The organism is Peptoniphilus genitalis (assembly GCF_023614525.1).
Taxonomy (GTDB): domain Bacteria; phylum Bacillota; class Clostridia; order Tissierellales; family Peptoniphilaceae; genus Peptoniphilus_A; species Peptoniphilus_A genitalis.
The window spans coordinates 22993-49792 of the sequence record NZ_CP097885.1 but is presented as its reverse complement, the minus strand read 5'-3'; the positions used below and the strand labels follow the sequence as shown (position 1 = coordinate 49792).

The window sequence follows — 26800 nt, the reverse complement described above, 5'->3', positions numbered from 1 at the left end:
CCTCATTAATATTATAACAATTTGTGCTCTTAAAGACCAGTGTGACCGAAGCCTCCGTCACTTCTTTCTGTATCACTAATCTCTTCTACTTCAATTAATTCAGGAGTTTCAATTTTCATAAATACAACTTGGGCAATCCTGTCACCATCTTCAATTACTACGTCTTCCCTACTCATATTTATTAAAATAACTTTTAACTCACCTCTGTAGTCTGAGTCAATTGTACCTATACCGTTAGGAAGTCCTAAACCTTTTTTTAAGGCTAATCCAGACCTTGCTCTTACTTGTGCCTCATAGCCTTTTTCAAATTCAAAGTAAAGGCCTGTAGGAACAAGTACCCTGTCAAGAGGTTTTAAAATTAAATTTTCATCTAAGTTTGCTCTTAAATCCATTCCAGATGAACCTTCAGTTTCATATTTTGGTAGAGGGTGTTTACTCTTATTAATAACTTTTAATTTCATAATTTCTCCTTTAAAAAAATCGCATTAAAATAAATTCTAATGCGACTAAAATTTTTCTTATTTATTTTCTTCGTTCTTTGGACTATCTTCTCTTTCAATTAAAGCTTTTCTTGATAATGAAATCTTTCCTGTATCTTTAGCTATATCAATTACCTTAACTTCTATTGAATCGCCAACTTTTAATACATCTTCAACATTGTTTGTTCTTTCATGAGCAATTTCAGAGATATGAAGAAGGCCTTCTGTCCCCTTTTTAAGCTCTACAAAAGCACCAAACTTAACAATCTTTTTAACCTTACCAAGGTAAACTTCTCCAACTTCGATTTCTTTAACTATGTCTTCAATTATTGCAATTGCTTCTTTAGCTTTTTCATCGTTATCAGATAATATAGAAATCTTACCATCGTCATCAATATCGATTTTTACACCAGTTTGTTCAATAATTTTATTTATTATTTTTCCACCAGCACCGATTACTTCACCAATTCTTTCAGGATCAATAGTAATCATATGAATTATTGGAGCATATTTAGAAAGTTCTTCTCTTGGTTTTTCAATAGTTGTTGCAATATGATCTAGGATTTCAAATCTAGCATCCTTTGCTCTTTCAAGAGCAGTTTCAAGAATTTCTTTTTTTATACCTTCAACTTTAATATCCATTTGAATAGCTGTGATACCTTTTCTAGTACCTGCTACCTTAAAGTCCATATCTCCAAAGTGATCTTCTAAGCCTTGAATATCAGTTAGTATTTTAATAACTCCATCTTCTTCAATAAGTCCCATAGCTATACCAGCTACTGGTGCTTTAATAGGAACACCTGCGTCCATAAGAGCAAGTGTAGATCCACAAATAGATGCTTGAGATGAAGATCCATTAGATGATAAAACTTCAGAAACGACCCTAATTGTATATGGGAATTCTTCAGAATCTGGAATAACTGGAATTAAAGCTCTTTCAGCAAGGGCACCGTGACCTATTTCACGTCTACCAGGAGATCTTGATGGTTTTGTATCCCCAACACAGAATCCTGGGAAGTTATAGTGGTGGATATACCTCTTAGGTTTGTCGTCTCCTAGTCCATCGATAACTTGCTCTTCAGAGATCGCTCCAAGAGTTGCTATTGAAAGTACTTGAGTTTGACCTCTTGTAAATAAACCTGAACCGTGAGTTCTTGGTAGAACGCCAACTTCTGAAGAAAGATGTCTTATCTCAGTTAGCTTCCTATCATCTGGTCTTCTTTCTTCTTCAATAATGCCACGTCTGATTTCATCAACTTCAATTTCATCAATTGCAGCTGAAATATCCTTTGCGTGTTCTTCCATAAGGTCTTCAAAGTGTTCTTTGATAGCTTCCTTAGCTTTCTCAGTGTTTGCTTCCCTAACTACTTTATCTTTTTCTCTAATAGCATTAACAAGTAAATCTTGACCAAATTCTTTTACTTTAGCTACAATTTCTTCGTCAGCTTTAAATACTTCGTATTCAGCTTTATCTTTGCCAATTTCCTCAGCAATCTCATCTGCAAAGTCACAAATTTCTTTAATAACTTCATGACCTTCTAGTATAGCTTCAAGCATTTCTGCTTCGCTTACTTCTTGGGCACCTGCCTCTACCATCATAATGGCAGTCTTTGTACCAGCAAGAGATAAATTTATTCTAGAATTATTTCTTTGTTCTTCATTTGGATTAATTATATATTTTCCGTCAATGTATCCAACTTCAACTGAACCTGTAGGTCCATCAAAAGGAATATCAGAAATAGAAAGAGCAATAGAAGAACCTATCATGGCAACAATTTCTGGTGAATGATCTTGGTCAACACTTAAAACAGTTGCTACTATGTGTACATCATTTCTATAACCTTCTGGGAAAAGCGGTCTTAGTGGTCTATCAATTAGTCTAGCTGAAAGAGTAGCTTTTTCACTAGGTCTTCCTTCTCTCTTGATAAATCCGCCAGGGATTTTACCAACAGCGTACATTTTTTCTTCATAATCTACACTTAGAGGAAAAAAGTCGATTCCCTCTCTTGGCTTAGAAGATGATGTTGCTGTAACAAGCACAACAGTATCTCCATATTGTACTAAACAAGCGCCATTTGCCTGCTCAGCAACTTTTCCAATTGTTACTTTTAACTGAGAACCTGCAAGATCCATAGTATAAGTTTTTTCCATTATTTCCTCCTTCTAATAAGAAAGAGCGGGATTACCGCTCCTATTATCCTCTTATTTGTAGTTTTTTAATAAGTGTACGATATCTTTCTATATCACTATTTTTTAAATATCTTAATAAATTTCTTCTCTTACCTACCATTTTAAGAAGTCCTCTTCTTGAGTGGTGGTCTTTTTTGTGAATTCTTAAGTGTTCGTTTAAATCGTTAATTCTTCTAGTAAGAATAGCAATTTGTACTTCTGGTGATCCTGTGTCACCTTCGTGAGTTTTAAATTCGTCAATAATAATTTGTTTGATGTTTGTTTCTAACATATTTTCCTCCTAAATTTTTTGATAAAGCTAATCGAAGTAGGCGTCGAGGAGCGACCAACTGCGAATAGCTATTTAACCTTGTATATCTTAACATATAATAACTTACTTGTAAAGTCATCTATTCCTTGTAACTAAAACATCTTTAGCAATTTGTTCGAATAGTTCTTCTATTGAATCAAACTTTAATTCTGGTCTTACAAAATCTAAAAGTTCAAGTTCTACAATCTCGCCATAAATATCTCTATTAAAATCTAGTATATGAGCTTCTATTTTTATTCCATCATGCTCAACTGTAGGGTTTGTGCCAATGTTGGTTGAGGCTCTAAACCTCTCCCCGTTGATAATAATATCTGTGTCATAAACACCAAATTTAGGTATTACAAAATTATCTATTAGTTTTAAGTTAGCAGTAGGATAGCCCATTTTTTTCCCTAAGCCTTTGGCGTGAATAATTTCTCCAATTAATTTATAGGGTCTTGATAGAAGTTCATTTGCTTCTTTTAGTTTACCTTCTTCAATTAAGCTTCTTATAAGAGTTGATGAAATTTTCACTCCATGGGAAGAAATTTGATCTATAACATCTACACTTTTAAATAAAAATTTATTTTTATTTAAAAAGTCAACATCTCCAGATTTTTTATAGCCATAGGTATAGTCATAGCCCACAACAATACCTTTTATTTTTAAATTATCAGCTAGAAAATCTTTTAAAAACATTATTGGAGTGTAGGACATAAACTCTCTTGTAAAGTTTATAAGATATATAATGTCTACTCCTAAACCTTCAATAATTTCAAATTTTGTTTGGTTAGTTGTTATAATATCTTTTTTTCCAACTTTGAATAGATTATCAGTATGCTCATTAAAAAGTAATAAACTTGATTTAATATTTAATTTTTTTGCATTTTTAACTGCCCTATTTATTAACTCCATATGTCCCTTGTGGACTCCGTCAAAATTTCCAAGGGCGATAACTGAATCCTCATCTGCTATATAATTTAAGTCAATTTCAATTATTTTCATAAATCACCTATTAATTTCTTCTTCATTTTTAGATAGGCTTCATTATCAATGTATCTAATTTCACCAATACCCAAAAATAAATTATCGCAGTATACTCTATAATCTTCGTCTTCTAAACTATCCTTAACTTTATAAAATTGCCCATTGAGGAATTCTTTGCAAAAACTTTTATCTATTTCAATCTTTTTAAAATTACTTAAAGCCATATCCATAGGTAAGATTTTTTCTTTTATTTCATCCAGAGACATTTCTTGAAAGGAAGAGGTTTTTATAGAATCTTCGATTTTAAAATCCCCAGTCCTCGTTCTTCTTAGTTCAGTTAGTGTGCCATAAGTTCCAAGGAATTCGCCAATATCATTAGCAAGAGATCTAATATAGGTACCCTTAGATACTTTAACTCTAATGAGAAATTCATCACTTCCATTGAATTCTAAGAGTTCATTCTCATAGAATTCGATATTTCTTTTCTTGATTTCAACTTCTTTACCCTCTCTGGCATATTCATAAAGTTTCTTACCCTTTACTTTTAAAGCAGAATATATTGGTGGCTTTTGAGTCATTTTTCCCGTGAAATGTTTAAGTGAATTAATGATTTCATCTTGCGTAAAAGTTACCTTTTCTTCTTTTAAAATTTCACCAGTAATGTCGTAAGAATCTGTAAGAACTCCAAGTTTTATTCTAGCTTCATATTCCTTGTCACTGGAAATAATATATTCACTAGTCTTTGTAGCCTTACCAATAGATATAACTAGGACACCTGTTGCCATTGGATCAAGAGTGCCAGTGTGTCCTACTTTTTTTATACCTAACTTACGTCTAACTTTATATACTAAGTCGTGAGAAGTGATTCCCTGTTCTTTGTCAAATATTAATAGACCGTCCATCATAATTCTTCTTCAGCCACTTTTATTAAATCTTTTTTAGCTTTCATAAGGTCAGTGTGGTTAATTGTCCCACCTGAAGCCCTAATATGACCACCACCATTAAATTGTGAAGCTATTTTTGTGCAGTCTACATAAGATTTTGACCTAAGAGATAATCTTATACAATCATCTTTTTCTTTTAGAAGAACAGCCAGCTCAACTGAATCAATGTCTCTTACAAATTCAACAATTCCATCAGCATCTGAGTTTGCAGCTTTTGTATTTTCCATATCATCTTTAGTTACAAGAACTACTGCTATTCTATCTTCATCAAAGTATTCTATTGAGTTCATAGCTCTAATTAAAAGGTCAGTTTTTTGTCTAGACCTACTTTGATAAACATTTTGTGTAACTTCATTAATATCAATATTATATTTAAATAAATCTGAAGCGATTTCAAAAGTTTGTGATGTGACAGAGCTATATTTAAATGATCCTGTATCAGTTGAAAGACCAGTGAATAATGAAGTTGCTATTTCCCTATTTAAACTAAGTCCAAGACTTTTAAAAATCCTAGCTAGTATTTCACAAGTTGCTGGAGATTTTTCGTCAACAATATTCAAATCAGCATAATTTTTATTGCTAAAGTGATGGTCAATATTAACAGTTTTCTTTGATTTATTAAAGATTTCTTTTACCCTATCTCCCATCCTATCTTCATCTGATGAATCAAGAGCAATAAATAAATCAAAAGTTGTATCAATATTATCAGGATTTTTTGCAAAGGATAGATTTGATAAAAATTTAAAAGAAGATGGTATGAGATCATCCAGAACAAAAATTGGTTTTTTACCAAGCTTATTAAGCATGCCAATCATTGCAGTTGCTGATCCTAAATTATCACCATCTGGATTCAAATGGGATGCAACTGCAATAGTTTGACTACTATCTATCAAATTTTTTAATTCAGAGGATACTTCCTTTAAATTAATCATTTTTGCGATTTACCTCTTCTATAAGTTTGTCTAGTTCCATAGCTTTTTCAATAGAGTCATCTTTAATGAAAATTAATTCCGGCATTGCCCTAAGTTTAACTCTATTAGCCAATTCTTTTTTTATAAAACCCTTAGCAGAATTAAGACCTTCAACTGCTTCGTCCCTATCATAATCGTCTCCTAAAACAGATACATAGACCTTTGCAAAGGACAGGTCGTTAGTAACCTCAACATGGGAGATACTTGTAATAGAAGGTATTCTAGGATCTTTTAATTCGTTTTGAACAATATTAGAAATAGTTTTTCTTACTTCTTCAGAGATTCTATTAATTCTTTTATTATTCATTATGATCTCTCAACTTCCTTCATGATATATGATTCAAGAAGGTCGCCCTCTTTTATATCATTAAATCCATCAATTACTAGTCCACCTTCAAAACCTGTTGCAAGTTCTTTGGCATCATCTTTAAATCTCTTAAGTGAAGCAATGTCACCTTCATGAATAACAACATCATCTCTTAGGACTTTAACCTTAGAATTTCTTAAGATTTTACCACTTAGCACATAAACCCCTGCAACCATTTGATTGTTAGGTAGTTTGAATGTTTGTCTAATTTCACATCTACCAAGTATTTCTTCAACAATGTCTGGATCAAGCATACCCTTAGCGGCTTGTTCAATATCATTTATAATTTCATAGATAACTCTATAAGTTCTTATTTCAACATCTTCTGTTTTTGCAAGTTCTATAGCATTGATATTAGGTCTAACGTTAAATCCTATTACAATTGCATTAGATGCAGAAGCTAATGTTACGTCAGATTCATTAATTCCACCAACTCCAGAGTGAATTACAGAAATCTTAACTTCTTCAGTGGAAAGTTTTAATAGTGATTGGTTAAGTGCCTCAACAGAACCCTTTACGTCACCCTTAACAACGATGTTTAGTTCCTTTACATCCTCTTCAGAGATTTTTTCAAATAAGTTGTCAAGACTAATCTTAGTTGTTTGGCTTAGTCTCTTTTCCCTAGAAATTTCTTTATTCTTGTCAGCAATAGTCTTTGCAGTCTTATCATCATTTACTGCATATATTGTATCCCCTGCATTAGGAACATCATTAAGTCCTAAAATTACAACTGGCATAGAAGGACCTGCTTTTTTAACTCTTTTACCCTTGTCATCTTCCATTGCCCTAATTCTTCCTGAGCAAGTACCTGATACTACTGCGTCACCGAATCTTAAAGTACCGTTTTTAATAAGGATAGTTGCCATAGGTCCCTTAGCCTTATCAAGATTTGCCTCGATAATAGTGCCTACAGCACGTCTATTAGGGTTTGCTTTAAGTTCTTTCATTTCAGCGACTAAAAGAATCATTTCAAGCAAGTCATCAATACCTTCTCCAGATTTAGAAGAAACACCAACAACAATAGTATCTCCTCCCCATTCTTCAGGAACAAGGTTTTCGTTCATCAATTCTTGCTTAACTCTTTCAGGATTTCCTTCAGGCTTATCAATCTTTGTAATTGCTACAATTATTGGAACATCTGCAGATCTTGCGTGAGAAATTGCTTCAAGAGTTTGAGGCATAACACCATCATCTGCTGCTACAACAAGTATAGCTATATCAGTAGTTTGAGCTCCTCTTAATCTCATAGAAGTGAAGGCTTCGTGACCAGGAGTATCAAGGAAAGTTATTTTCTTTCCTGAAAGATTAACAGTGTATGCTCCTATATGTTGAGTAATTCCGCCAGCTTCTGATTGAGTAACATGTGTTTTCTTAATTGAATCAAGTAAAGAAGTTTTACCATGGTCAACGTGGCCCATAACTGTTACAACAGGTGGTCTTGGTTTAAGGTCTCTCTCCTTATCTTCTTTTAAAAGACCGTATTCTTCTTCAACAGATTGGTCAAGATTTGGCGCTTCTATTTCAATTTCTATTCCTAGTTCATCAGCTAGTAATATACAAGTATCTTCATCAATACTTTGGTTTTGATTTGCCATAACTCCAAGACCAATTAGCTTTGTTATAACTGTTGAAACAGATACTCCTAACTGATTAGCAAAATCTTTTACTGTAATAGGTGCAATCACTATTATAGAATCATCTCCCTTATCTTCCTCTTCAACTCTATGTCTTGATTTAACTTTTTTCTTCGGTTTTTTCTTAGTTAAATCTTTTTTAAAGGAGTTGTTTTTATCATCTTTATCATCTTTATTATCTTTATGCTTAGACTTATTCTTCTTATTCTTTTTATTATTAGGAGTCTTTTCAACATCCTTTTCTTTTTGAGAATTTATGTCTTTATTTTCTTTCTTACTTGTTTTATTATCTAATTTTTTTTCGCTTTGTTTTTCCTTATTAGGATTGTTTTTTTTGCTTTTATCTCTCTTTTTATTAGAATTTTCATTCTTTACAGGAGATTCATTCTTAGAAGAACTCTTTTTGTATAATTTTCTTACTTTTTCTTCTTCAGCACTGTCTAATGTTGACATGTGGTTTTTTACTGATATTTCAAGTTCATTTAATTTTAATAATAATTCTTTACTAGTAATACCAATTTCTTTTGCCAACGCATGTACTCTAATTTTTGACAAATTGAACACCTCCTAAAAAGAAGCTTAATCTACAGAATCAATTAGTTTTTCATAAACTTCCTCACTAATTTCTGTTGTAAATGCCCTATTTAAAGCTTTTGACTTTATCGCTTTCTCCAAACAACTTTTGTCATTACATAAATAAGCTCCTCTTCCATTTGCCTTTCCAGTTTTATCAATAAAGATTTCATCTTCTTTGTTTTTTACAACTCTGATTAAATCTTTTTTTGCTTTTTGTTCTCTACAACCTATACAAGTACGCATAGGTATCTTCCTAATTTTAGTCATTATTTACTCCGTTAAATTAAGAATTTTATATTTCAGTTTCTTCAACAGAAGATTCTTCATCAGCGTTTTCTAAATTGCTAGAAACTTCATCTTCTACGTCGTTTTCTTTTATATCTTGTTCTTCAGGATTATTAAGATCCTCAGATACATCTTCGACATTCTCTTTAACTGCATTTTCACATTCTTCAATTAAGTCTTCTTCTGTTATATTTCTTTCATCAAGATACTCTTCAAATTGAAGATTTGACTTAATATCTATCTTCCATCCTGTTAATTTTGCTGCTAGTCTAACATTTTGACCTTCCTTACCAATAGCAAGTGAAAGTTGATAATCAGGAACTATAGCAAGTGCTGATTTTTCTGCTTCGTTAACAAATACCTTCTCTACCTTGGAAGGACTCAAAGAATTTGCAATGAATTTATCAATTTCTTTTTCATAAATAACAATATCTATTTTTTCATTGTCAATTTCATCAACAATAGCATTTACTCTTTGTCCCTTATAACCAACACAAGCTCCAAGTGGATCAACTTCAGGGTCTCTAGAAAATACAGCTATTTTTGTTCTTGAACCAGCTTCTCTTGAAATAGAGTAGATTTCTACTATTCCTTCACTAACTTCTGGGATTTCTAATTCAAAAAGTCTTTTTATTAAATCTGGGTGAGATCTTGAAAGAACAATCTGCGGACCTTTAGTAGATTTTTCTACTGATAAGATTAACATCTTATATCTATCTCCATGATTATAAGATTCACCGCTAATTTGCTCACTGTAAGGAAGTATTGCTTCAGTAGATCCTAAATCCACGTAAACATTGTTGTAAGACTTTCTTTGAACAAGTCCTGTTATAATTTCCTTTTCTCTTTCAACGTACTCATCAAATACAATATCTCTTTCTGCATCTTTGATTCTTTGAATTACAACTTGTTTAGCTGTTTGGGCAGCAATTCTACCAAAATTTTTAGGATGAATTTCTTGGTTATATACATCCCCAATTTCATAGTTTGGATTAATCTTTTTTGCTTCATCAAGGGATATTTCAAGTTGAGGATCCTCAACTTTTTCTACAATATCTTTAGAAGCAAATAGTTTTATTTCACCAGTTTCTCTATCCATGTTTACAATAACATTTTCTGATGTGCCGTAGTTTTTTCTATAACTAGAAACTAAAGCTGATTCCAAAGCTTCAAAGACGATTTCTTTAGAAATTCCTTTTTCTTTTTCGATTTCACTCAAAGCGTCTATAAACTCTTGATTCATTTATTCCTCCATTAAAATTTAATAGTTTGTTTCATTGACGAAATTGACTTAATTGGTATAGCAAATTCTTTTCCATCAAGTGTGCAATATACATTTTCATCATCATACTTGTCTAAAACAAAACTAAATTCTTTTTTCCCGTCTATTGGTGCATAAAGTTTAACATCTACTTCGTTTCCAATATTTCTTCTGTAGTCATCTTTTGTTTTTAAAGGTCTATCAAGTCCCGGCGAAGAAATCTCAAGATAATAAGGATTTTTTAAAATTTCTAAATTGTCTAGTTTCTTTTCTAGACTTCTACTCATGTCAGTGCAGTCATTCAAATCAATTCCTTCTTTTTTGTAAATAAAAATTGATAATAAATCGTGCTTTGATCCATTTTGAAATTCAATGTCTACAATTTCGTAGCCAAGTTCTTCTGCTACCTCTTCAGCTAGTGGGTAAATTTCTTTTTTTAATTCTTTTTTATTCACTCAACACCTCACTACTAAAAAACAAAGAGTGGGCTCACCCACTCTTTACTCTAAAATATCTTACTTATTTAAAATTATATCATAAAATGCTATAAATACAAGTTTTTCAAAAATTAAATAATGAAATTTGATTTGTTTCATCTAAGTCTTCAAGCATTCCATTTTTTTGTAGAATTGTTATAACAGAATTTCCTGCACCAGTTCTTTTTGAAAAGTCTTCGATAGATAAATACTTTGATTTTTGTGATTCTTGTTCTATCTTATTTGCACAGTTTTCACCAATTCCGGGCACTGCTCTTATAGGCATTCTAATTTTTCCATCTTCTATAGTGAACTTAGAAGCCTTAGATTTATAAATGTCTGCCTTTAAGAATTGAAAGCCTCTAGCATACATTTCAAGTGCAACTTCAGACACTCTTATTTCACCCTTGTCTTTGGCTGTTGGTTTTTCAATCTCTCTTAGCATTTTAATTCTATTTTTCAAAAAGTTTGGTCCTTCAATAATATTTTCTCCATTAAAGTCAGTTAACTTAATTGTAAAGAAAGTTGCATAGAAGGCCAAAGGATAATTTAATTTATAGTATGCAATTCTAAAGGACAACATAACATAAGCCACTGCGTGGGCCTTAGGGAACATATACTTAATTTTTTTACAAGAATCAATATACCATTCAGGCAGGTCTAAGTTCTTCATAATACTTTCTTGTTCTTCAGTTAGTCCCTTGCCCTTTCTAACCTTTTCCATTGTGTCAAAGGCCATTTTATTTTCAGCACCAGCATTTATTAGATAGACCATAATATCTTCTCTAGTGGCTATTACATCTTTAAGCTCAGCTCTACCAGAGTCAACTAACTCTTGTGCATTCGAAATCCATACATCAGTACCATGAGATAAACCAGAAATTCTAACAAGGTCTGCAAAGTTTTTCGGATTTGTTTCTAATAGCATTGATATAACAAAGGAAGTTCCAAATTCAGGTATCCCGAGGGTTCCTGTCTTGCAAGAGAAAACTTCTTCATCCATATTAAAGGCTTCTGCACTATTAAAGATAGAAAGTGTCTCTTTATCATCAAGTCTTATAGTATTGGAATCAATTCCTGTAAAGTCTTCTAACATTTTAATAATTGTTGGACCATCGTGACCAAGTATATCTAGTTTTAAGATCTTTCCATGAATAAAGTTATAATCAAAGTGAGTTGTTATTACTCCGGAGCTTGGATCATCTGCAGGATATTGGATTGGAGTAAAATCAAAAATAGAATTTGTTTTAGGGACAATCATTACGCCGCCTGGATGTTGTCCACTTGTTCTTTTTCCATCGGTTATAGCTCGTGATAGTCTGTCGATTTCGATAGGAGAAATATGTTTGTTTTCAAAATATTTTTTTACATAACCATAAGCAGTCTTATCTGCTATTTTTCCAATAGTTCCTGCTCTAAAAACATAACCTTCGCCAAACAATTCTTCAGTGTACTTGTGTGCTCTTGGTTGATATTCACCCGCAAAGTTTAAATCAATATCTGGCTCCTTGTCACCATAAAAGCCTAAGAAAACTTCAAAAGGAATGTTATGTCCATCCTTTTTAAGAGGACTGCCGCACTTAGGACAAACTTTGTCTGGCATATCAACTCCACTGCCATAAGTTAAGTCCTCTGTAAATTCAGAATATTTGCAATTAGGACAAATATAATGTGGTGGGAGTGGATTTACTTCTGTAATGTCTGCCATTGTTGCAACAAAGGATGAACCAACAGAACCTCTTGATCCTACTAAGAAACCATCATCATTAGATTTTTTTACAAGTTTTTGAGCAATTATATAGAGTACGGAATAACCATTTGAAATAATTGACTTAAGTTCCTTTTCTAATCTGTCCTCAACAATTTTTGGGAGTTCATCTCCATAAATATCATGTGCTTTTTTATAGGTCATTTCTCTTAAACTATCATCAGAACCTTCAATAACTGGAGGATAAGTTCCATCAGGAATAGGCTTGATATCTTTTATTGAATTCTTCAATTTATTAGTATTAGTTACTACAACTTCATAAGCCTTGTCTTGTCCTAAGTAAGAGAACTCATCTAGCATTTCTTCTGTAGTTTTAAAATAAAATTTTTGATTTCTACTAGCTCTAGGATCTGGTCTTCCAGGTTTACCGTTTAGCACAATTCTTCTTAATACGTCTTCAGACTCCTCAAGATAATAAGTGTCTGAATCAGCAACAACAGGTATATTTAATTCTTCTCCTATGGAAATTATCTTTTTATTTATTTCTCTTATATCTTCAATAGTATATTTACCATCTTCAATTGCAAGAATATTATCACTTGTCGGTTGAATTTCTAAGAAGTCATAATATTTTGCAATCTCAAGCAATTCTTCTTGAGGGCACATCCTATATATAGCATCAAATAATTCTGAGTTAGCATTACCTGATCCTACTAATATTCCTTCGCGGTATTTATCCAAAAGGCTTCTAGGTACTTTTGCAACAAAGTTAAAATATTTCATATGAGAATCAGAAATTAACATGTATAAATTTTTTAAACCAATTTCATTTTGCACTAATAATAATAAAGATGACTCGAATAAACGTTTAGATTCTATGTTTACTATTTCTTTATTTAAATTTTCAAAATCAAATTCTTCTTCTCTCTTAATTTTTTCAATTAACTTAATAAATACTTCTGCAGTAGCTTCAGCATCATTAACTGCTCTGTGAGCACCCACAAGAGAGACTCCTAGATTTTTACAAAGAGTTCCTAGATTAAATCTTTTCATATCGGTCATTGTTGCTCTTGCCAGTACTAGAGTATCTAGAATTGGATGATTAAATACTAGGTTGTTATTTGCATATTCTCGCCTTATAAAAGAAATATCAAATTTAGCATTGTGAGCTACGAGGACTGCATCTTTAGCAAAGTCATAGAATTTGAGAATTACTTCTTCTATAGTAGGTTCATTTTCAACCATAGCATTGCTGATTCCTGTCAAATCAACTACAACTTGTGGGATTTCTTTTTCTGGATTAATTAGCTGTGAGAATCTGCCTACTATCATTCCGTTTTTAATCTTAACGGCACCAATTTCTGTAATTTTATCATTTCTTGAAGAAAGTCCTGTGGTTTCTATATCAAATACCACATAAGTATCATAAGTTTTTCCCTCTTCATAGTTAGTAACAATTTTTTCTTTGTCATCAACAAAGTTAATATCAGTACCGTAGAGAATTTTTAATCCAGTTTTTTCTGCGGCCTCCATAGCTTCTGGGAAACCTTGGACATCATTTGTATCGGCTATACCTATTGAATCATGTCCCCAAAGTTTTGCTCTATTTGCAAAATCAGTAAAGGAGGTTACACCTGACATTTGAGACATCTTTGAGTGAATTCTAAGTTCTGTTCTCTTCTCATCTGAATTATCCCTTCGAATTATCTTGTCTCTCTTTTCAATATACCTGATCATTATAGTGTCACACCTAGAAAAATTATCATAGGAAACATTTCCTGTTATCACTACATGGTCTCCTTTATTAAAACTTTCTAAAAATTCTTCAGCCTTATCAGGTTTCAAAAATATTTTTGCTAAAGTAGAAGATGTGTAGTCTGTAATAGATGTCGATATTAAGGAGTTACCATTTTTTAATTCCCTGCTTTCAATGTTAAATATGTCAACTTCAACAGTGACTTTCTGGGAGTTTACATTCACATCGATTAATCTTTCGATTGTTCCAAGGTCCTTTTTGCCATAGGAGTCAGATTTTTTAGTGTTTTTTTCTTTTGATTTTTTTTCGATTTTGCTCTTAAATTCTTCCTCGTGTTTTGTGGATATTACTTCTTCAGCTTCTTCAATTTGACATATAAAGTTCTCAATACTATCTTCTTCAAATTCATTTTTAAGAAAATCAAATTTAATATTAAAATCACCAAAAATTTTTAATTCTTTTTGAAGATAGCTAGCGAATCCATTTTGACTTAAGCTGTAGAAAGCTTCTTCACTAGGTAGAGTTATATCGATTGTTCCTATTTTTTCATTTTTATTTATTTCAATATCATCTATCCAAATTTTTGAAGATGGGTTGTATTTCAAAATTTCTGCACAAATTAAATCATCTTCGCTTTTGTATAGAGAAGATGATTTGAAGTCAATATAAATTTTGTATTCATCAAGATTTTTGGAAAAGATATCTTCAATTTCATTTTTAAAAGTTTCTTCTAAATCTCTTTTTGAATTAATAACAAAAAAAGCTTCATTAGTATTTTTATTTCTTTTAATAGATTCTATGAAAATCTCTTCTGAAATATTATCGTATGAAGTATTTAATTTTTGTAAAATATCTTTTAATAAAATCAAATTATCACCCAATTTTTTCTATCTCAGATAAAAGTTCAGATAATAGCATATCTTCTGGAACTTTTTTAATTATTTCTCCCTTGCTAAATATTAGACCTTCACCGTGTCCACAAGCAATCCCAATATCAGCTTCTCTTGCCTCACCAGGTCCATTAACAGGGCAGCCCATAATTGCTACCTTTAAGTTTTTGTCCATAGAATAAAGCTTTTCTTCAGCCTTATTAACTATCTCAATTAAATCAACCTTAGTTCTTGCACAAGTTGGACAAGAAATTAAGTCTATACCCTCCCTTTTTAAATCAAGAGCCTTTAAGATATCCTTGCCGGCTATTACTTCTTCAAGAGGGTCTGAAGTTAGAGAAACTCTTATTGTATCTCCTATCCCCTCTGCTAGAAGAGTTCCTATACCAATGGCAGATTTAACAATACCTTTCTTAGGACTTCCCGCTTCTGTAACTCCTAAATGTAGAGGATAATTTGACATATCAGAAAATTTTCTATAGCTTTCAATAGTTAAATTAACGCTAGATGCTTTTAAAGATACTGCTATATCATAGAAATTATTTTTTTCTAATAATTCAATTTCTTCTAGGGCACTATAGCAAATGGAAGATGCATTAACTCCATTAAATTTATCTAAAAATTCTTGTTTTACAGAGCCTGAGTTAACGCCAACTCTTATAGGAATGTTATGAAACTTACAAGCTTCAACAACTTCTTTAACCTTCCATGAGGCACCTATATTTCCAGGATTAAGCCTTATTGCATCAGATTCATTCTCACAAGCGGCAAGAGCAAGTTTATAATTAAACTGTATATCTGAAATTATTGGTATATTAATTTCTTTTTTAATTTCCCTTAGAGCAGCTGCATCTTCAAGATCATTAACCGCCATTCTAATAATGTCACATCCTGCATTTTCAAGTTTTTTTATTTGAGAAACAGTAGATTTCACATCTTTAGTGTTGGTGTTTGTCATTGATTGGATAGAAATAAAAGAATTTCCACCAATTGGAACATTGCCAACATATACTTTTTTTGTTTCTTTTCTATTTATCATTTATTAAACAACCTTCCAATATCATTAAAAATAGTTACATATATCATTAGTGAAAATAAAAGACCTATACCTATTAGGGAAAGTCCTTGCTCAATCTTTTCATTAATTGGCTTTCCTATTATAGCTTCAATTAATAAAAATAAAAATTTTCCTCCATCAAGTGCTGGAATAGGAAGCAAATTAAATACTCCAAGATTTACTGAAATTAAGCCTAAAATTTGTAAAAAATTTAAAAACCCTTTTGATGATTCTGATCCAATTAATTGAACGACTCCAACAGGACCTGATAAGTATTCCATTTTAAAAGATCCACTAAACATCATCTTAATACTTTGAATAATCATTTTTGACATCTGTAAAGTCCTATCAGCTCCAAGACTTATTGATTTGAGAAATGAATGATCAATTTTTGATGTAATGCCAATGAGATACATTTTATTCTCTTCAGAAAACTGTGGTTTTATGCTAAATTTTAACAATTCACCTTTTCTATCAACAAAAAAATTCATTTCTTTATCATTGTTTTTAGAAATGACAGAATTTATATCATATATATCCCTAGTAGGTGAACTATTGATTTTAATAATTTTATCTCCAGTTTTTAGTCCAGAAGTCATAGCAGGAGAATTTTCTATAACTTTATCAATTTCGTTAGAGCCATATCCTACGATAGAAAAAATAATAGTGAAGGCAAGAAAACCCAAAACAAAATTCATAAAAGCTCCAGCTAAAACAACTGCCATCCTTTTAAAAATATGGACATTGTTAAAGGCTCTAGGGTCATGTGAATTCTCTTCTTCCCCTTCCATAGCAACATAACCTCCAACTGGTAGTATTCTCAGACTATAAAAAGTTTCACCTTTTTCCTTTTGATAAATTTTTGGACCCATTCCAATAGAAAATTCATTTACTTTAATGCCAGATAACTTTGCAACTGTAAAATGGCCAAGCTCATGTAGCATGACTACAAGTAAAAATACAAGTAGTGAACTTATTAAAGTTATCATTTATCCTCCTTAAATAAAGTGGTACAAAATAAAAACTAGAGGACTTATAAAAATTAGACTGTCAAATCTATCGAGTATCCCTCCGTGTCCTGGCAAAATTTGTGCATAATCTTTTATTCCTGAATATCTTTTTATTTTTGATGCAAATAAATCTCCAAATTGACCAGCAATAGACGCAAGCATAATAAGAAAGATTACAAGAATATTAATGTCATAAATATAATTATACTTGTTTAACAATGTGAAATAGACAGAAGTTAAAATTATAGCAAAAAAAGTTCCGCCAAGAGCTCCTTCAACGGATTTATTTGGACTCACTCTTTCGATTAGTTTGTGTTTTCCAAAAGTAGATCCTACAAAGTAAGCAAAAGTATCAGTGGAGAAGGCAATTACAAAAGCTGAAATAATTATATAAATGTCATCTAAACTTCCTAGTAAATTAAGAAAAAACACAAGATAAAAATAAGCCATATTTGTAAAGGAGTAATTGCTCAAAGTATAGTCTTTTAAAAGAACATATAAAGAAGAATTAAATATGAAATATAAGACTAGGGTAAAGGTTAAATTTTTATCTAGAATTGAAAATAAAAATGTTATTAAGGCACCAAAAAGCAAGCTGGGCAAATAAAGTTTTATCCCTTTATTAATAAGAGCGTTGTAAAGTTCTCTTATTGCTTCTATTGTTATAACAAAAATTGAAAATTTAATGGCATTTAAACCTAAATAAAATATTAAAATTAATATAGCTATGCCCACTATACCTGTGGAAACTCTTTTTTGTAAATCTGTCAAGATTATAATCCTCCGTACCTTCTATTGCGGTTTTGAAAATCACAAATGGCCTTGTAAAATTCTTCTTCGTGAAAGTCTGGCCACAATATATTCGAAAAATAAAACTCACTATAGGCTAACTGATAGAGTAAAAAATTTGAAACTCTAAGCTCACCACTTGGTCTTATAAGTAAATCTAAGTCCTCTTGCCCTCTTGTATATAAGTAATCTTTGAAAGATTCAGTATTTATTTCATCTAGAGAAATGTTGCCAGCAATAAGATCTTCGCAAATCATTTTGCTAGCTCTTACAATTTCACTTTGACCACCATAATTTAGACCAATATTTAATATCATTTTATCATTTGATTTTGTTTCCTGCAATGCAGCGTCTATTAGCTTTACGATTTTATCAGGAAATACTTTATAGTCTCCCAAGACTTTTATCCTAATATTGTTTTTCTTTATTTTTTCAAGTTGACCTTTTATATAAAAGGCAAGCAGATCCATTAATTTAGATATCTCTTCATCTGGTCTTTTCCAGTTTTCAGTTGAAAAAGCATAGAGAGTTAGAGATTTTACATTAATCTTATATGCAGCTTCAACAATTTCTATAACTCTTTCACTTCCTTCTTTATGACCAAAAGTTCTGGGCATTTTTCTATTTTTTGCCCATCTACCGTTGCCATCCATAATAATACCAATATGTTTTGGTATATTGCTTAAGTCTAATTGTTCGTAATAATTCATAAAACTCCTTAAAAAAAGAGCCTTAGAATAATCTAAGGCTAAAAATTAAATTTCCATAAGTTCTTTTTCTTTATCTGCTGCTACGCCATCAACATCTTTGATGTATTTATCTGTTAACTTTTGAATATCTTCTTCATAAGTTTTTCTATCATCCTCAGATATTTCTTTAGCTTTTTCTGCTTTTTTAATATCTTCCATAGCGTCTCTTCTAATGTTTCTAATTGAAACCTTAGCTTCTTCAGCATATTTCCCTACTAACTTCGTAAGATCTTTTCTTCTTTCTTCAGTTAGTTGAGGTATAACAAGTCTGATAATTTTTCCATCATTTGAAGGAGTTATTCCTAGATCAGATTTTTGAATTGCTTTTTCAATTTCAGGAATTAAAGTTGCATCCCAAGGTTGAATTGCAAGAAGTCTAGCTTCCGGTGCAGATAGACTAGCAACTTGATTAAGTGGAGATTGTTGTCCATAATAATCAACATAAATCCTATCTAGTAAACTTGTATTAGCACGTCCTGCTCTTATTGACTGAAGTGATTCAGTAAGTGAGTCAATAGATTTTGACATTCTTGACTCAGTATTTTTCTTAAGATCAGATATCATAATATCCTCCTATTTAACATTAGTACCAATGTCTTCGCCACAAACAACTTTATACATTGCATCTTCCTCATCTATTCCAAATACTTGAAGTGGAATATTGTTGTCCATACAAAGTGTAGTTGCTGTGGCATCCATGATTTTTAAGTTTTTATTTAAAATTTCCCTATATGTTAAGTTGTCAAACTTCTTAGCATCAGAATTAATGTTAGGATCAGAATCATAGATTCCATCTACACCCTTCTTAGCTAATAAAATTATATCAGCATCAATTTCTGCTGCCCTAAGTGCAGCTGCTGTATCTGTTGAGAAGTATGGATTACCAACTCCTGCAGAAAATATAACTACACGACCCTTTTCCAAGTGTCTTATAGCACGCCTTCTAATATAGGGTTCAGCAACTTGCTTCATTTCGATAGCAGTTTGCACACGAGTAATAACGCCTAATTTTTCTAAAGAGTCCTGTAATGCCAAAGCATTCATTACAGTACCTAGCATACCCATATAATCAGATGTAGCACGGTCTATATTGTTTTCGTCTCGTCCTCTCCAAAAGTTTCCGCCACCAACAACAATACCAGTTTCTACTCCTGAATCATAAATTTTCTTAACTTGCTTAGCAATTAAATTAACATAATCCATGTCAATACCAACGGTATTTGATCCTGCTAGTGCTTCTCCACTGAGTTTTAAAACAATTCTCTTATATTTTGGCATTTACTCCTCCAATTTGTTATCCTAATTGTTTTGCTACTTCTTCTGCAAAGTCTTCTTCTCTTTTTTCAAGACCTTCGCCAACTTCATATCTAACAAATCTTCTGATTTTAATATTTTCGCCTATTTTTGCAATTAGATCATTTAGAATATCTCTAATCTTTTTGTCTGAATCTTTAATGAAGTCTTGGTCAAGAAGACAAATTTCTTCATAGAATTTTTCAAGTCTACCTTGAACCATTTTTTCAATAATGTGTTCAGGTTTATTTTCGCCTCTTGCTTGTTCAGTTAAAACGTTCTTTTCGTGTTCAACTTCTTCAGCAGGAACTTCTTCACGACTTACGTATTTTGGAGCAACTGCTGCGATTTGCATTGCAATGTCCTTAACAAAGTTTTGGAATTCTTCATTTTTAGCAACGAAGTCAGTTTCTGAGTTAACTTCAACTAGAACTCCGATTCTTCCACCGTGTACATAAGATTCAACAATACCTTCAGAAGCAATTCTTGAAGATTTTTTTGCAACAGAAGCTAGTCCCTTTTCTCTTAAAAAGTCTACTGCCTTATCCATATCACCATTTGTTTCTGTTAAAGCTTTCTTGCAGTCCATCATACCTGCGCCAGATTTTTCTCTTAATTCTTTAACCATTGCTGCTGTAATAGCCATTTTAATTCACTCCTTATTTATTTTAAAAAAAGAGAGTTATAAAGGATTACTTTAGAACTCTCGAAATATCTTTACTCTTCTATAGCTGACTTTTCATCCTCAACTGCTTCTTCTTCAGAAACTTCTTGAGTGGATTCATCATAATCTGTATCTTCAATTTGACTGCCTTGTTTTCCTTCGATAACTGCATTAGCAATTGTTTCAGTAATAAGTTTTACTGCTCTAATAGCATCATCGTTTCCTGGAATTGGAATATCAACTTCTTCAGGATCACAGTTTGTATCTACAATACCGATAACAGGAATTCCTAAAATATGTGCTTCTTTAACTGCAATATTTTCTTTTTTAGGGTCTACTACAAATAAAGCTTTAGGCATACCCTTCATTTCCTTAATTCCACCTAGGAATTTTTCAAGCTTTTCTCTTTCGTGAAGTAATTGAGCAACTTCTTTTTTAGGAAGAACATCAAAAGTTCCATTTTCTTCCATTTCATATAGTTTGTAAAGTCTTTCAATCCTATTCTTTATAGTTTTGTAGTTAGTTAAAAGACCACCTAACCATCTTTGGTTAATGTATGGCATACCGCATTTAGTAGCTTCTTTTTCAATTGCATCTTGAGCTTGTTTTTTTGTACCTACAAAAAGAACTTCGCCACCATTAGCTGCAACTTCTCTTACAAAATCGTAAGCTTCTTCTACTTTTTTAACAGTTTTTTGAAGGTCGATTATATAAATACCATTTCTTTCGGTAAATATAAATCTCTTCATTTTAGGGTTCCATCTTCTAGTTTGGTGTCCAAAGTGTACACCAGCTTCTAATAAGCTTTTCATTGAAATTACTGACATTTAAGCCACCTCCGTGTTTTTTCCTCCATTTTCATCCTTTATCATAGGGACCAAATTGGCAACTCCAGTGATATCAGAAAATGTGTGTATTTCTTACCGGATAAAAGTATACCACAGGCAAGAGAAATTAGCAATAAATACTTTGATGTATAATAATTTTTTCAATTTAAAGTATATAGCTTCTTTAGATTTTTATAATAAAAAATCTCCCCATCATAAAGATGAGGAGACTTTTTTAACAAAAATTAGTATGCAACAAATTTGCTTCCTGCACATCCGCAGATTGGACATTTATCTTCTTCTTCAAAAGAAATATATCCACATACTGGGCATAGGTAGATGTTTTCAACATCTAAATCTTTTCCAGCATCAACAGCTTCTTTAGCTGTAGCAAATCTTTTAGCATGAACTTCTTCAGCTGCTGTAGCAAATCTCATTGCCTTAACAGCTTCTTTTTCGCCTTGCATTTCTGCAACTGCGATAAAAGCTGGATACATTTGAGTTGATTCAAAAATTTCTCCGCCTCTTGCTGCTTCAAGATTTTCAGAAGTTGAATTAATTCCAAATCCTGCCATTGATGTTACAGCAAAATCGCCAGAAACATCTTTCATAGCCTTGAAGTGAAGTGTAGCGTGAATTTTTTCAGCATCAGAAGTTGCATCAAAAAGTCTTCTAACGTTTTTGAAACCATCTTTTTCTGCGCAATCGCCCCAGATATTGTATCTAGTACGTGCTTGAGATTCTCCGCCGAATGCTGATCTTAAATTGTCACTTGTCATTTGATTCATAATATTACCCCCATAATATTTAATAATAAAACTACCACAATCATTATAGAATAATATTAATGAAAAATCAAATGAAGCATTAAAAATATACTAATTAAATATTTTAATTTTAGGAAATCTTTTCAATTTTTTGTGTTTGGTCATAAGTTATGAGGGCATCAATTATTTCATCAAGATCTCCATCATTAATAGCATCAATCCTGTGAGATGTTAAGTTTATTCTGTGATCAGTTACCCTTCCTTGAGGATAGTTATAAGTTCTTATTCTTTCAGACCTATCTCCAGTTCCTATTTGTGAAGATCTTTCCATGGATTCTTTTTCACTTTGTTCTTGAAGCTTTAAATCATAAAGTTTAGATCTTAAAAGCTTCATAGCTTTTTCCTTGTTTCTTAGTTGGGATTTTTCATCTTGGCATGAAATAACTATTCCCGTTGGAATATGAGTAAGTCTAACTGCAGAGTCTGTAGTATTAACACATTGTCCACCATTTCCAGATGCACGGAATACATCAAACTTTATTTGAGTTGGATCAATTTCTATATCAACATCTTCAGCTTCAGGAAGCACAGCAACTGTAGCAGTAGATGTGTGAATTCTTCCCCCACTTTCAGTCTCAGGGACTCTTTGAACTCTGTGAACTCCAGATTCATACTTAAGTCTTGAGTATGCTCCATTTCCAATTATCATGAAGACAATTTCCTTGTAGCCACCAATGCCTATTTCATTTGATGATATTGTTTCAACCCTAAATCCAGATCTTTCTGCATATCTAACATATTGCCTATAAAGAACGCCAGCAAATAATGCAGCTTCATCTCCACCTGCACCAGCTCTAATTTCTACCATTACGTTCTTGCTGTCATTTTTATCCTTAGGAATCAAAAGAATTTTTAACTCGTTTTCAAGTTCTTCAACTTTTTTAGTAGCTTCGTTAATTTCTTCCCTAACTAAATCTTTAAAATCATCATCTAATTTTTCTTTTATTAATTCTTTATTTTCATTTAGTGAATTTAAAGTTTCCTTATAAGCTCTATACTTTGTTACAATTGGTTCAATCTCAGCATGTTCAATTGCTTTTTGTTGATAAAGCTTAGAGTCATTTATAACTTCAACACTACTAAGATCTTTTTCTAATTCTATTAATTTATCTTCAAAAACCGAAAGTTTTTCGTACATAATTACCCCTACATTTTTAACTGTCCAACTACTACTCTATCTAAGTTATTTAAGTCTTTATAAACTTCAACCTCAAACTTATCTTTCATCAAATTACAAATATCTTCTGCCTCATCGTGTCCTATTTCAAATACCAAAAAACCCTTATGATTCAAAAACTCAGGAGATGACTTTATTATATTTCTATAAAAGAATAGTCCATCCTCCCCGCCATCAAGAGCAAGTCTTGGTTCGTAATCTCTTACTTCAACTTGTAGATTTTCTATCTCACATGACTTTATATAAGGAGGATTTGAATAGATTAAATCAAACTTTTCATTGATATTAGAAAATAAATCACTATTTATTATTTTTATTTTTGAGTTTAATTCTTTTTTATTAATTCTAGTGTTCTCCATTGCTTTTTCGCTTATATCAACAGCTGTAACATCAACTGAACTTTCAAGATCAACACTAATGCTTACTATACCAGTACCACAACCAATTTCCAACATATTATTTATTTGATTGTTTTCTATTATATTCAAGATTTTTTCTACTGATATCTCTGTATCCTGTCTTGGTATTAAAACACCTTCTATGACCTTAAAAGTTCTTCCATAAAAATCTTCCTCACCTAAGATATATTGAAGTGGAATTCCTTTTTGTCTTTTTTCTAAAATTTCAAAATATTTATTTTCTATCTTTGAATCTAATAAGTCTTCGTCATGAGATACTAAATAGGATAAGTCCTTATTTAATAAATCGCTTAAAATTCTTCTAGTTTCATAAATTGGATCAGTGTATTCTAAATCTTTTAAATAATCTCTGCCTTCTATTAAGGCTTCTTTAATTTTCATAAATTTAAGTAATAAAAAAGGTTAGCTATGCTAACCTCATTGTCATTTATTTCTCTTGTATCTGCTATTGAATTTTTCAATTCTTCCGCCGTGATCAGAGAGTTTTTGCTTTCCTGTAAAGAAAGGATGACAAGCTGAACAAATTTCAACTTTTAAATCTTCTTTAACGGATCCTGTTTTAAAAGTATTGCCACAAGCACAAGTTACTGTAGCTTCTTTATAATCTGGATGAATTCCTTTTTTCATTGTTTAGCCCCCTTAAACTTATTTTATAACTCAATTTTAATATTATAACACATTTTTCACTCTAGTGCAAACACAACTATTTGCTTAATTATTATACAATATTCCAATTGATTTATCAAGATTTTAACAAATAAATTCTCATTTAAGATTACTTATTCAAAAATTCTTTATTGCTTTTTGTTTTTGAAAGTTTATCTAAAAACTTTTCAGTTACTTCCTCTATATTTTCTTGACATAATTTATTTCGTAAATCGTAGTTAAATTCTAACTCATCTTTATTCAATAGGAGTTCTTCTTTTCTAGTTCCTGACTTTAAAATATCAATTGCGGGAAATATTCTTTTTTCAGATAAGCTTCTATTAAGATGAAGCTCCATATTTCCTGTGCCCTTAAATTCTTCAAAGATTACATCGTCCATCCTAGAACCAGTATCAACTAAAGCTGTAGCTAGTATAGTAAGACTTCCACCCTCTTCTATATTTCTTGCAGTTCCAAAAAATCTTTTTGGTTTATGAAGTGATAAGGGATCAAGTCCTCCTGATAAAGTTTTTCCACTTGCAGGGGTGATTAAGTTATAAGCTCTTGATAATCTCGTTAGGGAGTCAAGTAAAATTACAACATCTTCCTTGTTCTCTACTAATCTCTTAGCCCTATCAATCACCATCTCTGCCACCCTAGTATGATTTTTGGGGTTTTCATCAAAGGTTGAATAGACAACTTCTCCTTTAACAGATCTCTTCATATCTGTAACTTCTTCAGGCCTTTCATCAACTAGCAATACTATAAGATGAAGATTTGGATAGTTGCTGTTTATAGATTTAGAAATCTTCTTTAGTAGAGTTGTTTTACCAGACTTTGGTTGTGATACAATAAGTCCTCTTTGACCAAGGCCCACTGGTGCTAAGAGGTCAATAACCCTCATAGCAGTATCTTCCGTTTCTAAATCTAGTTTCTTTTTAGGATAGATTGGTGTCAAATTATCAAAAAATGGTCTATTAATAATTTTTGATGGATGAAGTCCATTTACTGACTTGATATATAAGAGAGCGTTAAAGTTTTCCCCATCTTTTGGTGGAGATTTCACTCCAAGAACTTCATCCCCATTTCTAAGTCTAAACTTCCTTATTTGTGATGGAGATACATAGATATCATCTTCACTAGGTAGGTAGTTTACCCTTCTTAAAAAACCATATCCATCTTGGTGAAGCTCTAGAATTCCCTTTACATAGTCTTTATCATCAAGATTTTTTAGTGTTTTTGCAGCGTTATCGGATAAATCCAACTCCTCAATTTTCTTAGATTCTCTTTTTTCCCTTATAACTTCTATAAGTTCATCTTTTTTTAAAGAGTAATATTTTTCAATTCCACATTCTTTAGCTAGGTCTCTAAGCTCTGAAACTTTAAGTTTATTTAAGTCTTCATCGCTTAGTGACATATTTGGAAGCTTACCCTTCTCTATAAAGTGTTTTAATTCTTCAATATTATAATTTTCTGAATCTTTAAGTCCTAGAGAAGAAGAAATTTTTCTCAAGTCTTCAATTGATTTGTTATTCAATTCATTATTATTAGTCATGACAAGAATTATTTAGCATAATCTGGTTTTAAATCAAGAGAGTGAACAGATTTTATAAATCTTTGAGTTCCACTTGGAAGTCTTAATACAAGAGTATCTGTCTTAGCCTTATTGTCACCATAGTATTTTACTCCGTCAAGAATTTCTCCTGAAGTGATACCTGTTACTGAAAAGATAACTTCATTACCCTTTACAAGGTCATCAATAGAATAAATTTTCTTTAAATCTGAATGAAGATCTCTACACCTAGCTTCTTGTTTTTCATCAGTTGGATGTAGTCTTCCTTGGAAGTCACCGCCAAGACACTTTAGTGCTGCTGCTGCTATAACGCCTTCTGGTGCTCCGCCTCTACCAATTACTAAATCAATACCTGAATCTTCGTAACAAGTTTCAATAGCAGTTACAATATCTCCGTCAGAAACTTTTTTTACTCTTGCTCCAACAGCAATGATTTCTTTTATAATTTCTTCGTGTCTTGGTCTATCAAGAACGGCGACTGTTATTTCTTCAATATTTTTGTTAAGTGCCTTAGCTACTCTTTTAACATTTTCAGATGGAGAATCATCAAGTTTAATTGCTCCTTTGGCTTTAGGACCGCAGGCAATTTTGTCCATATAAATATCTGGTGCATTTAAAAGGCATCCCTTAGGTGCAACTGCTAGAACTGCTATGGAATTATCAGTTCCATTTGCTATGGAATTTGTACCATCGATTGGGTCTACGGCAATATCAACTTGGTCTTCCCCTTCTCTTGTACCAATTTTTTCTCCAATATAAAGCATAGGAGCTTCGTCAATTTCACCTTCACCAATAACTACAGTTCCGTCAATGTCAACTGTGTCAAACATTCTTCTCATTGCATCTACTGCAGCTCCATCTGCTGCATTTTTATCGCCTTTTCCAAGCCATTTACCAGCTGAAAGTGCTGCTGCTTCTGTTACCCTTGCTAAGTTTAATGCTAAATTTCTGTCCATC

At 31.9% G+C, this 26800-nt stretch carries 26 protein-coding genes; all 26 read right to left on the bottom strand.

Going from position 1 to position 26800, the window contains the following annotated elements:
- Positions 1–29 precede the first annotated feature (29 nt).
- The 26 genes from dut to glpX all read right to left on the bottom strand — a co-directional run bounded on the left by dut (position 30) and on the right by glpX (position 26799).
- Entirely contained in the window at positions 30–461 is a 432-nt protein-coding gene (dut, locus tag M9426_RS00250) for a dUTP diphosphatase (protein ID WP_195444361.1), read from the bottom strand.
- A 57-nt stretch (positions 462–518) separates the two neighbouring features.
- Positions 519–2630: a polyribonucleotide nucleotidyltransferase gene (locus M9426_RS00245; RefSeq protein WP_250342081.1), complete on the bottom strand. Its 2112-nt coding sequence runs from the start codon at positions 2628–2630 to the stop codon at positions 519–521.
- Positions 2631–2673: 43 nt separating this feature from the next.
- Positions 2674–2940, bottom strand: coding sequence for a 30S ribosomal protein S15 (gene rpsO / locus M9426_RS00240; RefSeq protein ID WP_005956416.1), 267 nt, complete (start codon positions 2938–2940; stop codon positions 2674–2676).
- A gap of 114 nt (positions 2941–3054) precedes the next feature.
- Positions 3055–3963, bottom strand: a complete 909-nt coding sequence (locus tag M9426_RS00235; RefSeq protein WP_250342080.1) for a bifunctional riboflavin kinase/FAD synthetase — start codon at positions 3961–3963, stop codon at positions 3055–3057.
- Complete coding sequence (gene truB / locus M9426_RS00230) at positions 3960–4847, bottom strand: tRNA pseudouridine(55) synthase TruB (protein WP_250342079.1); 888 nt, start codon at positions 4845–4847, stop codon at positions 3960–3962. The genes M9426_RS00235 and truB overlap by 4 nt, the downstream gene beginning before the upstream one ends.
- Positions 4847–5821, bottom strand: coding sequence for a DHH family phosphoesterase (locus M9426_RS00225; protein WP_250342078.1), 975 nt, complete (start codon positions 5819–5821; stop codon positions 4847–4849). Before M9426_RS00225 ends, truB begins: the two co-directional genes overlap by 1 nt.
- Positions 5814–6167 carry a 30S ribosome-binding factor RbfA gene (rbfA, locus tag M9426_RS00220; RefSeq protein ID WP_250342077.1) on the bottom strand — a complete coding sequence of 118 codons (354 nt, stop codon included), beginning with the start codon at positions 6165–6167 and terminating at the stop codon, positions 5814–5816. The genes M9426_RS00225 and rbfA overlap by 8 nt, the downstream gene beginning before the upstream one ends.
- Positions 6167–8416: a translation initiation factor IF-2 gene (gene infB / locus M9426_RS00215; protein WP_250342076.1), complete on the bottom strand. Its 2250-nt coding sequence runs from the start codon at positions 8414–8416 to the stop codon at positions 6167–6169. The genes rbfA and infB overlap by 1 nt, the downstream gene beginning before the upstream one ends.
- 24 nt (positions 8417–8440) lie before the next feature.
- Positions 8441–8704: an RNase P modulator RnpM gene (gene rnpM / locus M9426_RS00210; protein ID WP_148466005.1), complete on the bottom strand. Its 264-nt coding sequence runs from the start codon at positions 8702–8704 to the stop codon at positions 8441–8443.
- 25 nt (positions 8705–8729) lie between these two features.
- Complete coding sequence (nusA, locus tag M9426_RS00205; protein WP_250342075.1) at positions 8730–9965, bottom strand: transcription termination factor NusA; 1236 nt, start codon at positions 9963–9965, stop codon at positions 8730–8732.
- Positions 9966–9976: 11 nt separating this feature from the next.
- The gene (gene rimP / locus M9426_RS00200) at positions 9977–10438 is read right to left on the bottom strand and encodes a ribosome maturation factor RimP (RefSeq protein WP_005956418.1); all 462 of its coding nucleotides are present in this window, start codon (positions 10436–10438) and stop codon (positions 9977–9979) included.
- Positions 10439–10544: 106 nt separating this feature from the next.
- Complete coding sequence (locus tag M9426_RS00195) at positions 10545–14792, bottom strand: PolC-type DNA polymerase III (RefSeq protein WP_250342074.1); 4248 nt, start codon at positions 14790–14792, stop codon at positions 10545–10547.
- Between the two features lie 4 nt (positions 14793–14796).
- Complete coding sequence (ispG, locus tag M9426_RS00190) at positions 14797–15852, bottom strand: flavodoxin-dependent (E)-4-hydroxy-3-methylbut-2-enyl-diphosphate synthase (RefSeq protein ID WP_250342073.1); 1056 nt, start codon at positions 15850–15852, stop codon at positions 14797–14799.
- Entirely contained in the window at positions 15849–16859 is a 1011-nt protein-coding gene (gene rseP, locus M9426_RS00185) for an RIP metalloprotease RseP (RefSeq protein WP_250342072.1), read from the bottom strand. The genes ispG and rseP overlap by 4 nt, the downstream gene beginning before the upstream one ends.
- A gap of 9 nt (positions 16860–16868) precedes the next feature.
- Positions 16869–17651, bottom strand: a complete 783-nt coding sequence (locus tag M9426_RS00180) for a phosphatidate cytidylyltransferase (RefSeq protein WP_250342071.1) — start codon at positions 17649–17651, stop codon at positions 16869–16871.
- Between the two features lie 2 nt (positions 17652–17653).
- Positions 17654–18379 carry an undecaprenyl pyrophosphate synthase gene (uppS, locus tag M9426_RS00175; RefSeq protein ID WP_250342070.1) on the bottom strand — a complete coding sequence of 242 codons (726 nt, stop codon included), beginning with the start codon at positions 18377–18379 and terminating at the stop codon, positions 17654–17656.
- Positions 18380–18424: 45 nt separating this feature from the next.
- Positions 18425–18982: a ribosome recycling factor gene (gene frr, locus M9426_RS00170; RefSeq protein ID WP_060800231.1), complete on the bottom strand. Its 558-nt coding sequence runs from the start codon at positions 18980–18982 to the stop codon at positions 18425–18427.
- A gap of 9 nt (positions 18983–18991) precedes the next feature.
- Positions 18992–19696: a UMP kinase gene (gene pyrH, locus M9426_RS00165; protein WP_005956531.1), complete on the bottom strand. Its 705-nt coding sequence runs from the start codon at positions 19694–19696 to the stop codon at positions 18992–18994.
- Positions 19697–19712: 16 nt separating this feature from the next.
- Positions 19713–20357: a translation elongation factor Ts gene (gene tsf, locus M9426_RS00160; protein WP_005956533.1), complete on the bottom strand. Its 645-nt coding sequence runs from the start codon at positions 20355–20357 to the stop codon at positions 19713–19715.
- A gap of 71 nt (positions 20358–20428) precedes the next feature.
- Positions 20429–21202, bottom strand: a complete 774-nt coding sequence (gene rpsB, locus M9426_RS00155) for a 30S ribosomal protein S2 (protein WP_005956503.1) — start codon at positions 21200–21202, stop codon at positions 20429–20431.
- Positions 21203–21447: 245 nt separating this feature from the next.
- Positions 21448–21990, bottom strand: a complete 543-nt coding sequence (locus M9426_RS00150; protein WP_005956494.1) for a rubrerythrin family protein — start codon at positions 21988–21990, stop codon at positions 21448–21450.
- 109 nt (positions 21991–22099) lie between these two features.
- Positions 22100–23167 carry a peptide chain release factor 1 gene (gene prfA / locus M9426_RS00145; RefSeq protein ID WP_005956457.1) on the bottom strand — a complete coding sequence of 356 codons (1068 nt, stop codon included), beginning with the start codon at positions 23165–23167 and terminating at the stop codon, positions 22100–22102.
- Positions 23168–23175: 8 nt separating this feature from the next.
- Entirely contained in the window at positions 23176–24006 is an 831-nt protein-coding gene (gene prmC / locus M9426_RS00140) for a peptide chain release factor N(5)-glutamine methyltransferase (RefSeq protein WP_148466008.1), read from the bottom strand.
- Between the two features lie 42 nt (positions 24007–24048).
- Positions 24049–24252, bottom strand: coding sequence for a 50S ribosomal protein L31 (gene rpmE, locus M9426_RS00135; protein ID WP_005956574.1), 204 nt, complete (start codon positions 24250–24252; stop codon positions 24049–24051).
- A 148-nt stretch (positions 24253–24400) separates the two neighbouring features.
- Positions 24401–25825, bottom strand: a complete 1425-nt coding sequence (gene rho, locus M9426_RS00130; RefSeq protein WP_250342069.1) for a transcription termination factor Rho — start codon at positions 25823–25825, stop codon at positions 24401–24403.
- An 8-nt stretch (positions 25826–25833) separates the two neighbouring features.
- Positions 25834–26799, bottom strand: a complete 966-nt coding sequence (gene glpX / locus M9426_RS00125; RefSeq protein ID WP_005956561.1) for a class II fructose-bisphosphatase — start codon at positions 26797–26799, stop codon at positions 25834–25836.
- Position 26800: the final 1 nt, after the last annotated feature.

Excerpts from the sequence above, each read along its gene's own strand:
- uppS (WP_250342070.1), bottom strand. The coding sequence starts at position 18,379 with ATGAATTATTACGAACAATTAGACTTAAGCAATATACCAAAACATATT.
- M9426_RS00235 (WP_250342080.1), bottom strand. The coding sequence starts at position 3,963 with ATGAAAATAATTGAAATTGACTTAAATTATATAGCAGATGAGGATTCA.
- pyrH (WP_005956531.1), bottom strand. The coding sequence starts at position 19,696 with ATGCCAAAATATAAGAGAATTGTTTTAAAACTCAGTGGAGAAGCACTA.
- M9426_RS00150 (WP_005956494.1), bottom strand. The coding sequence starts at position 21,990 with ATGAATCAAATGACAAGTGACAATTTAAGATCAGCATTCGGCGGAGAA.
- rpsO (WP_005956416.1), bottom strand. The coding sequence starts at position 2,940 with ATGTTAGAAACAAACATCAAACAAATTATTATTGACGAATTTAAAACT.
- rpsB (WP_005956503.1), bottom strand. The coding sequence starts at position 21,202 with ATGTCAGTAATTTCAATGAAAAGCTTATTAGAAGCTGGTGTACACTTT.
- rpmE (WP_005956574.1), bottom strand. The coding sequence starts at position 24,252 with ATGAAAAAAGGAATTCATCCAGATTATAAAGAAGCTACAGTAACTTGT.
- dut (WP_195444361.1), bottom strand. The coding sequence starts at position 461 with ATGAAATTAAAAGTTATTAATAAGAGTAAACACCCTCTACCAAAATAT.
- rbfA (WP_250342077.1), bottom strand. The coding sequence starts at position 6,167 with ATGAATAATAAAAGAATTAATAGAATCTCTGAAGAAGTAAGAAAAACT.
- truB (WP_250342079.1), bottom strand. The coding sequence starts at position 4,847 with ATGGACGGTCTATTAATATTTGACAAAGAACAGGGAATCACTTCTCAC.
- nusA (WP_250342075.1), bottom strand. The coding sequence starts at position 9,965 with ATGAATCAAGAGTTTATAGACGCTTTGAGTGAAATCGAAAAAGAAAAA.
- tsf (WP_005956533.1), bottom strand. The coding sequence starts at position 20,357 with ATGGCTATTACAGCAGCAATGGTTAAAGAATTAAGAGAAAAATCTGGC.
- rseP (WP_250342072.1), bottom strand. The coding sequence starts at position 16,859 with ATGATAACTTTAATAAGTTCACTACTTGTATTTTTACTTGTAGTCATG.
- M9426_RS00245 (WP_250342081.1), bottom strand. The coding sequence starts at position 2,630 with ATGGAAAAAACTTATACTATGGATCTTGCAGGTTCTCAGTTAAAAGTA.
- glpX (WP_005956561.1), bottom strand. The coding sequence starts at position 26,799 with ATGGACAGAAATTTAGCATTAAACTTAGCAAGGGTAACAGAAGCAGCA.
- ispG (WP_250342073.1), bottom strand. The coding sequence starts at position 15,852 with ATGATAAATAGAAAAGAAACAAAAAAAGTATATGTTGGCAATGTTCCA.
- rnpM (WP_148466005.1), bottom strand. The coding sequence starts at position 8,704 with ATGACTAAAATTAGGAAGATACCTATGCGTACTTGTATAGGTTGTAGA.
- prfA (WP_005956457.1), bottom strand. The coding sequence starts at position 23,167 with ATGTACGAAAAACTTTCGGTTTTTGAAGATAAATTAATAGAATTAGAA.
- frr (WP_060800231.1), bottom strand. The coding sequence starts at position 18,982 with ATGATATCTGATCTTAAGAAAAATACTGAGTCAAGAATGTCAAAATCT.
- M9426_RS00225 (WP_250342078.1), bottom strand. The coding sequence starts at position 5,821 with ATGATTAATTTAAAGGAAGTATCCTCTGAATTAAAAAATTTGATAGAT.
- prmC (WP_148466008.1), bottom strand. The coding sequence starts at position 24,006 with ATGAAAATTAAAGAAGCCTTAATAGAAGGCAGAGATTATTTAAAAGAT.
- rho (WP_250342069.1), bottom strand. The coding sequence starts at position 25,825 with ATGACTAATAATAATGAATTGAATAACAAATCAATTGAAGACTTGAGA.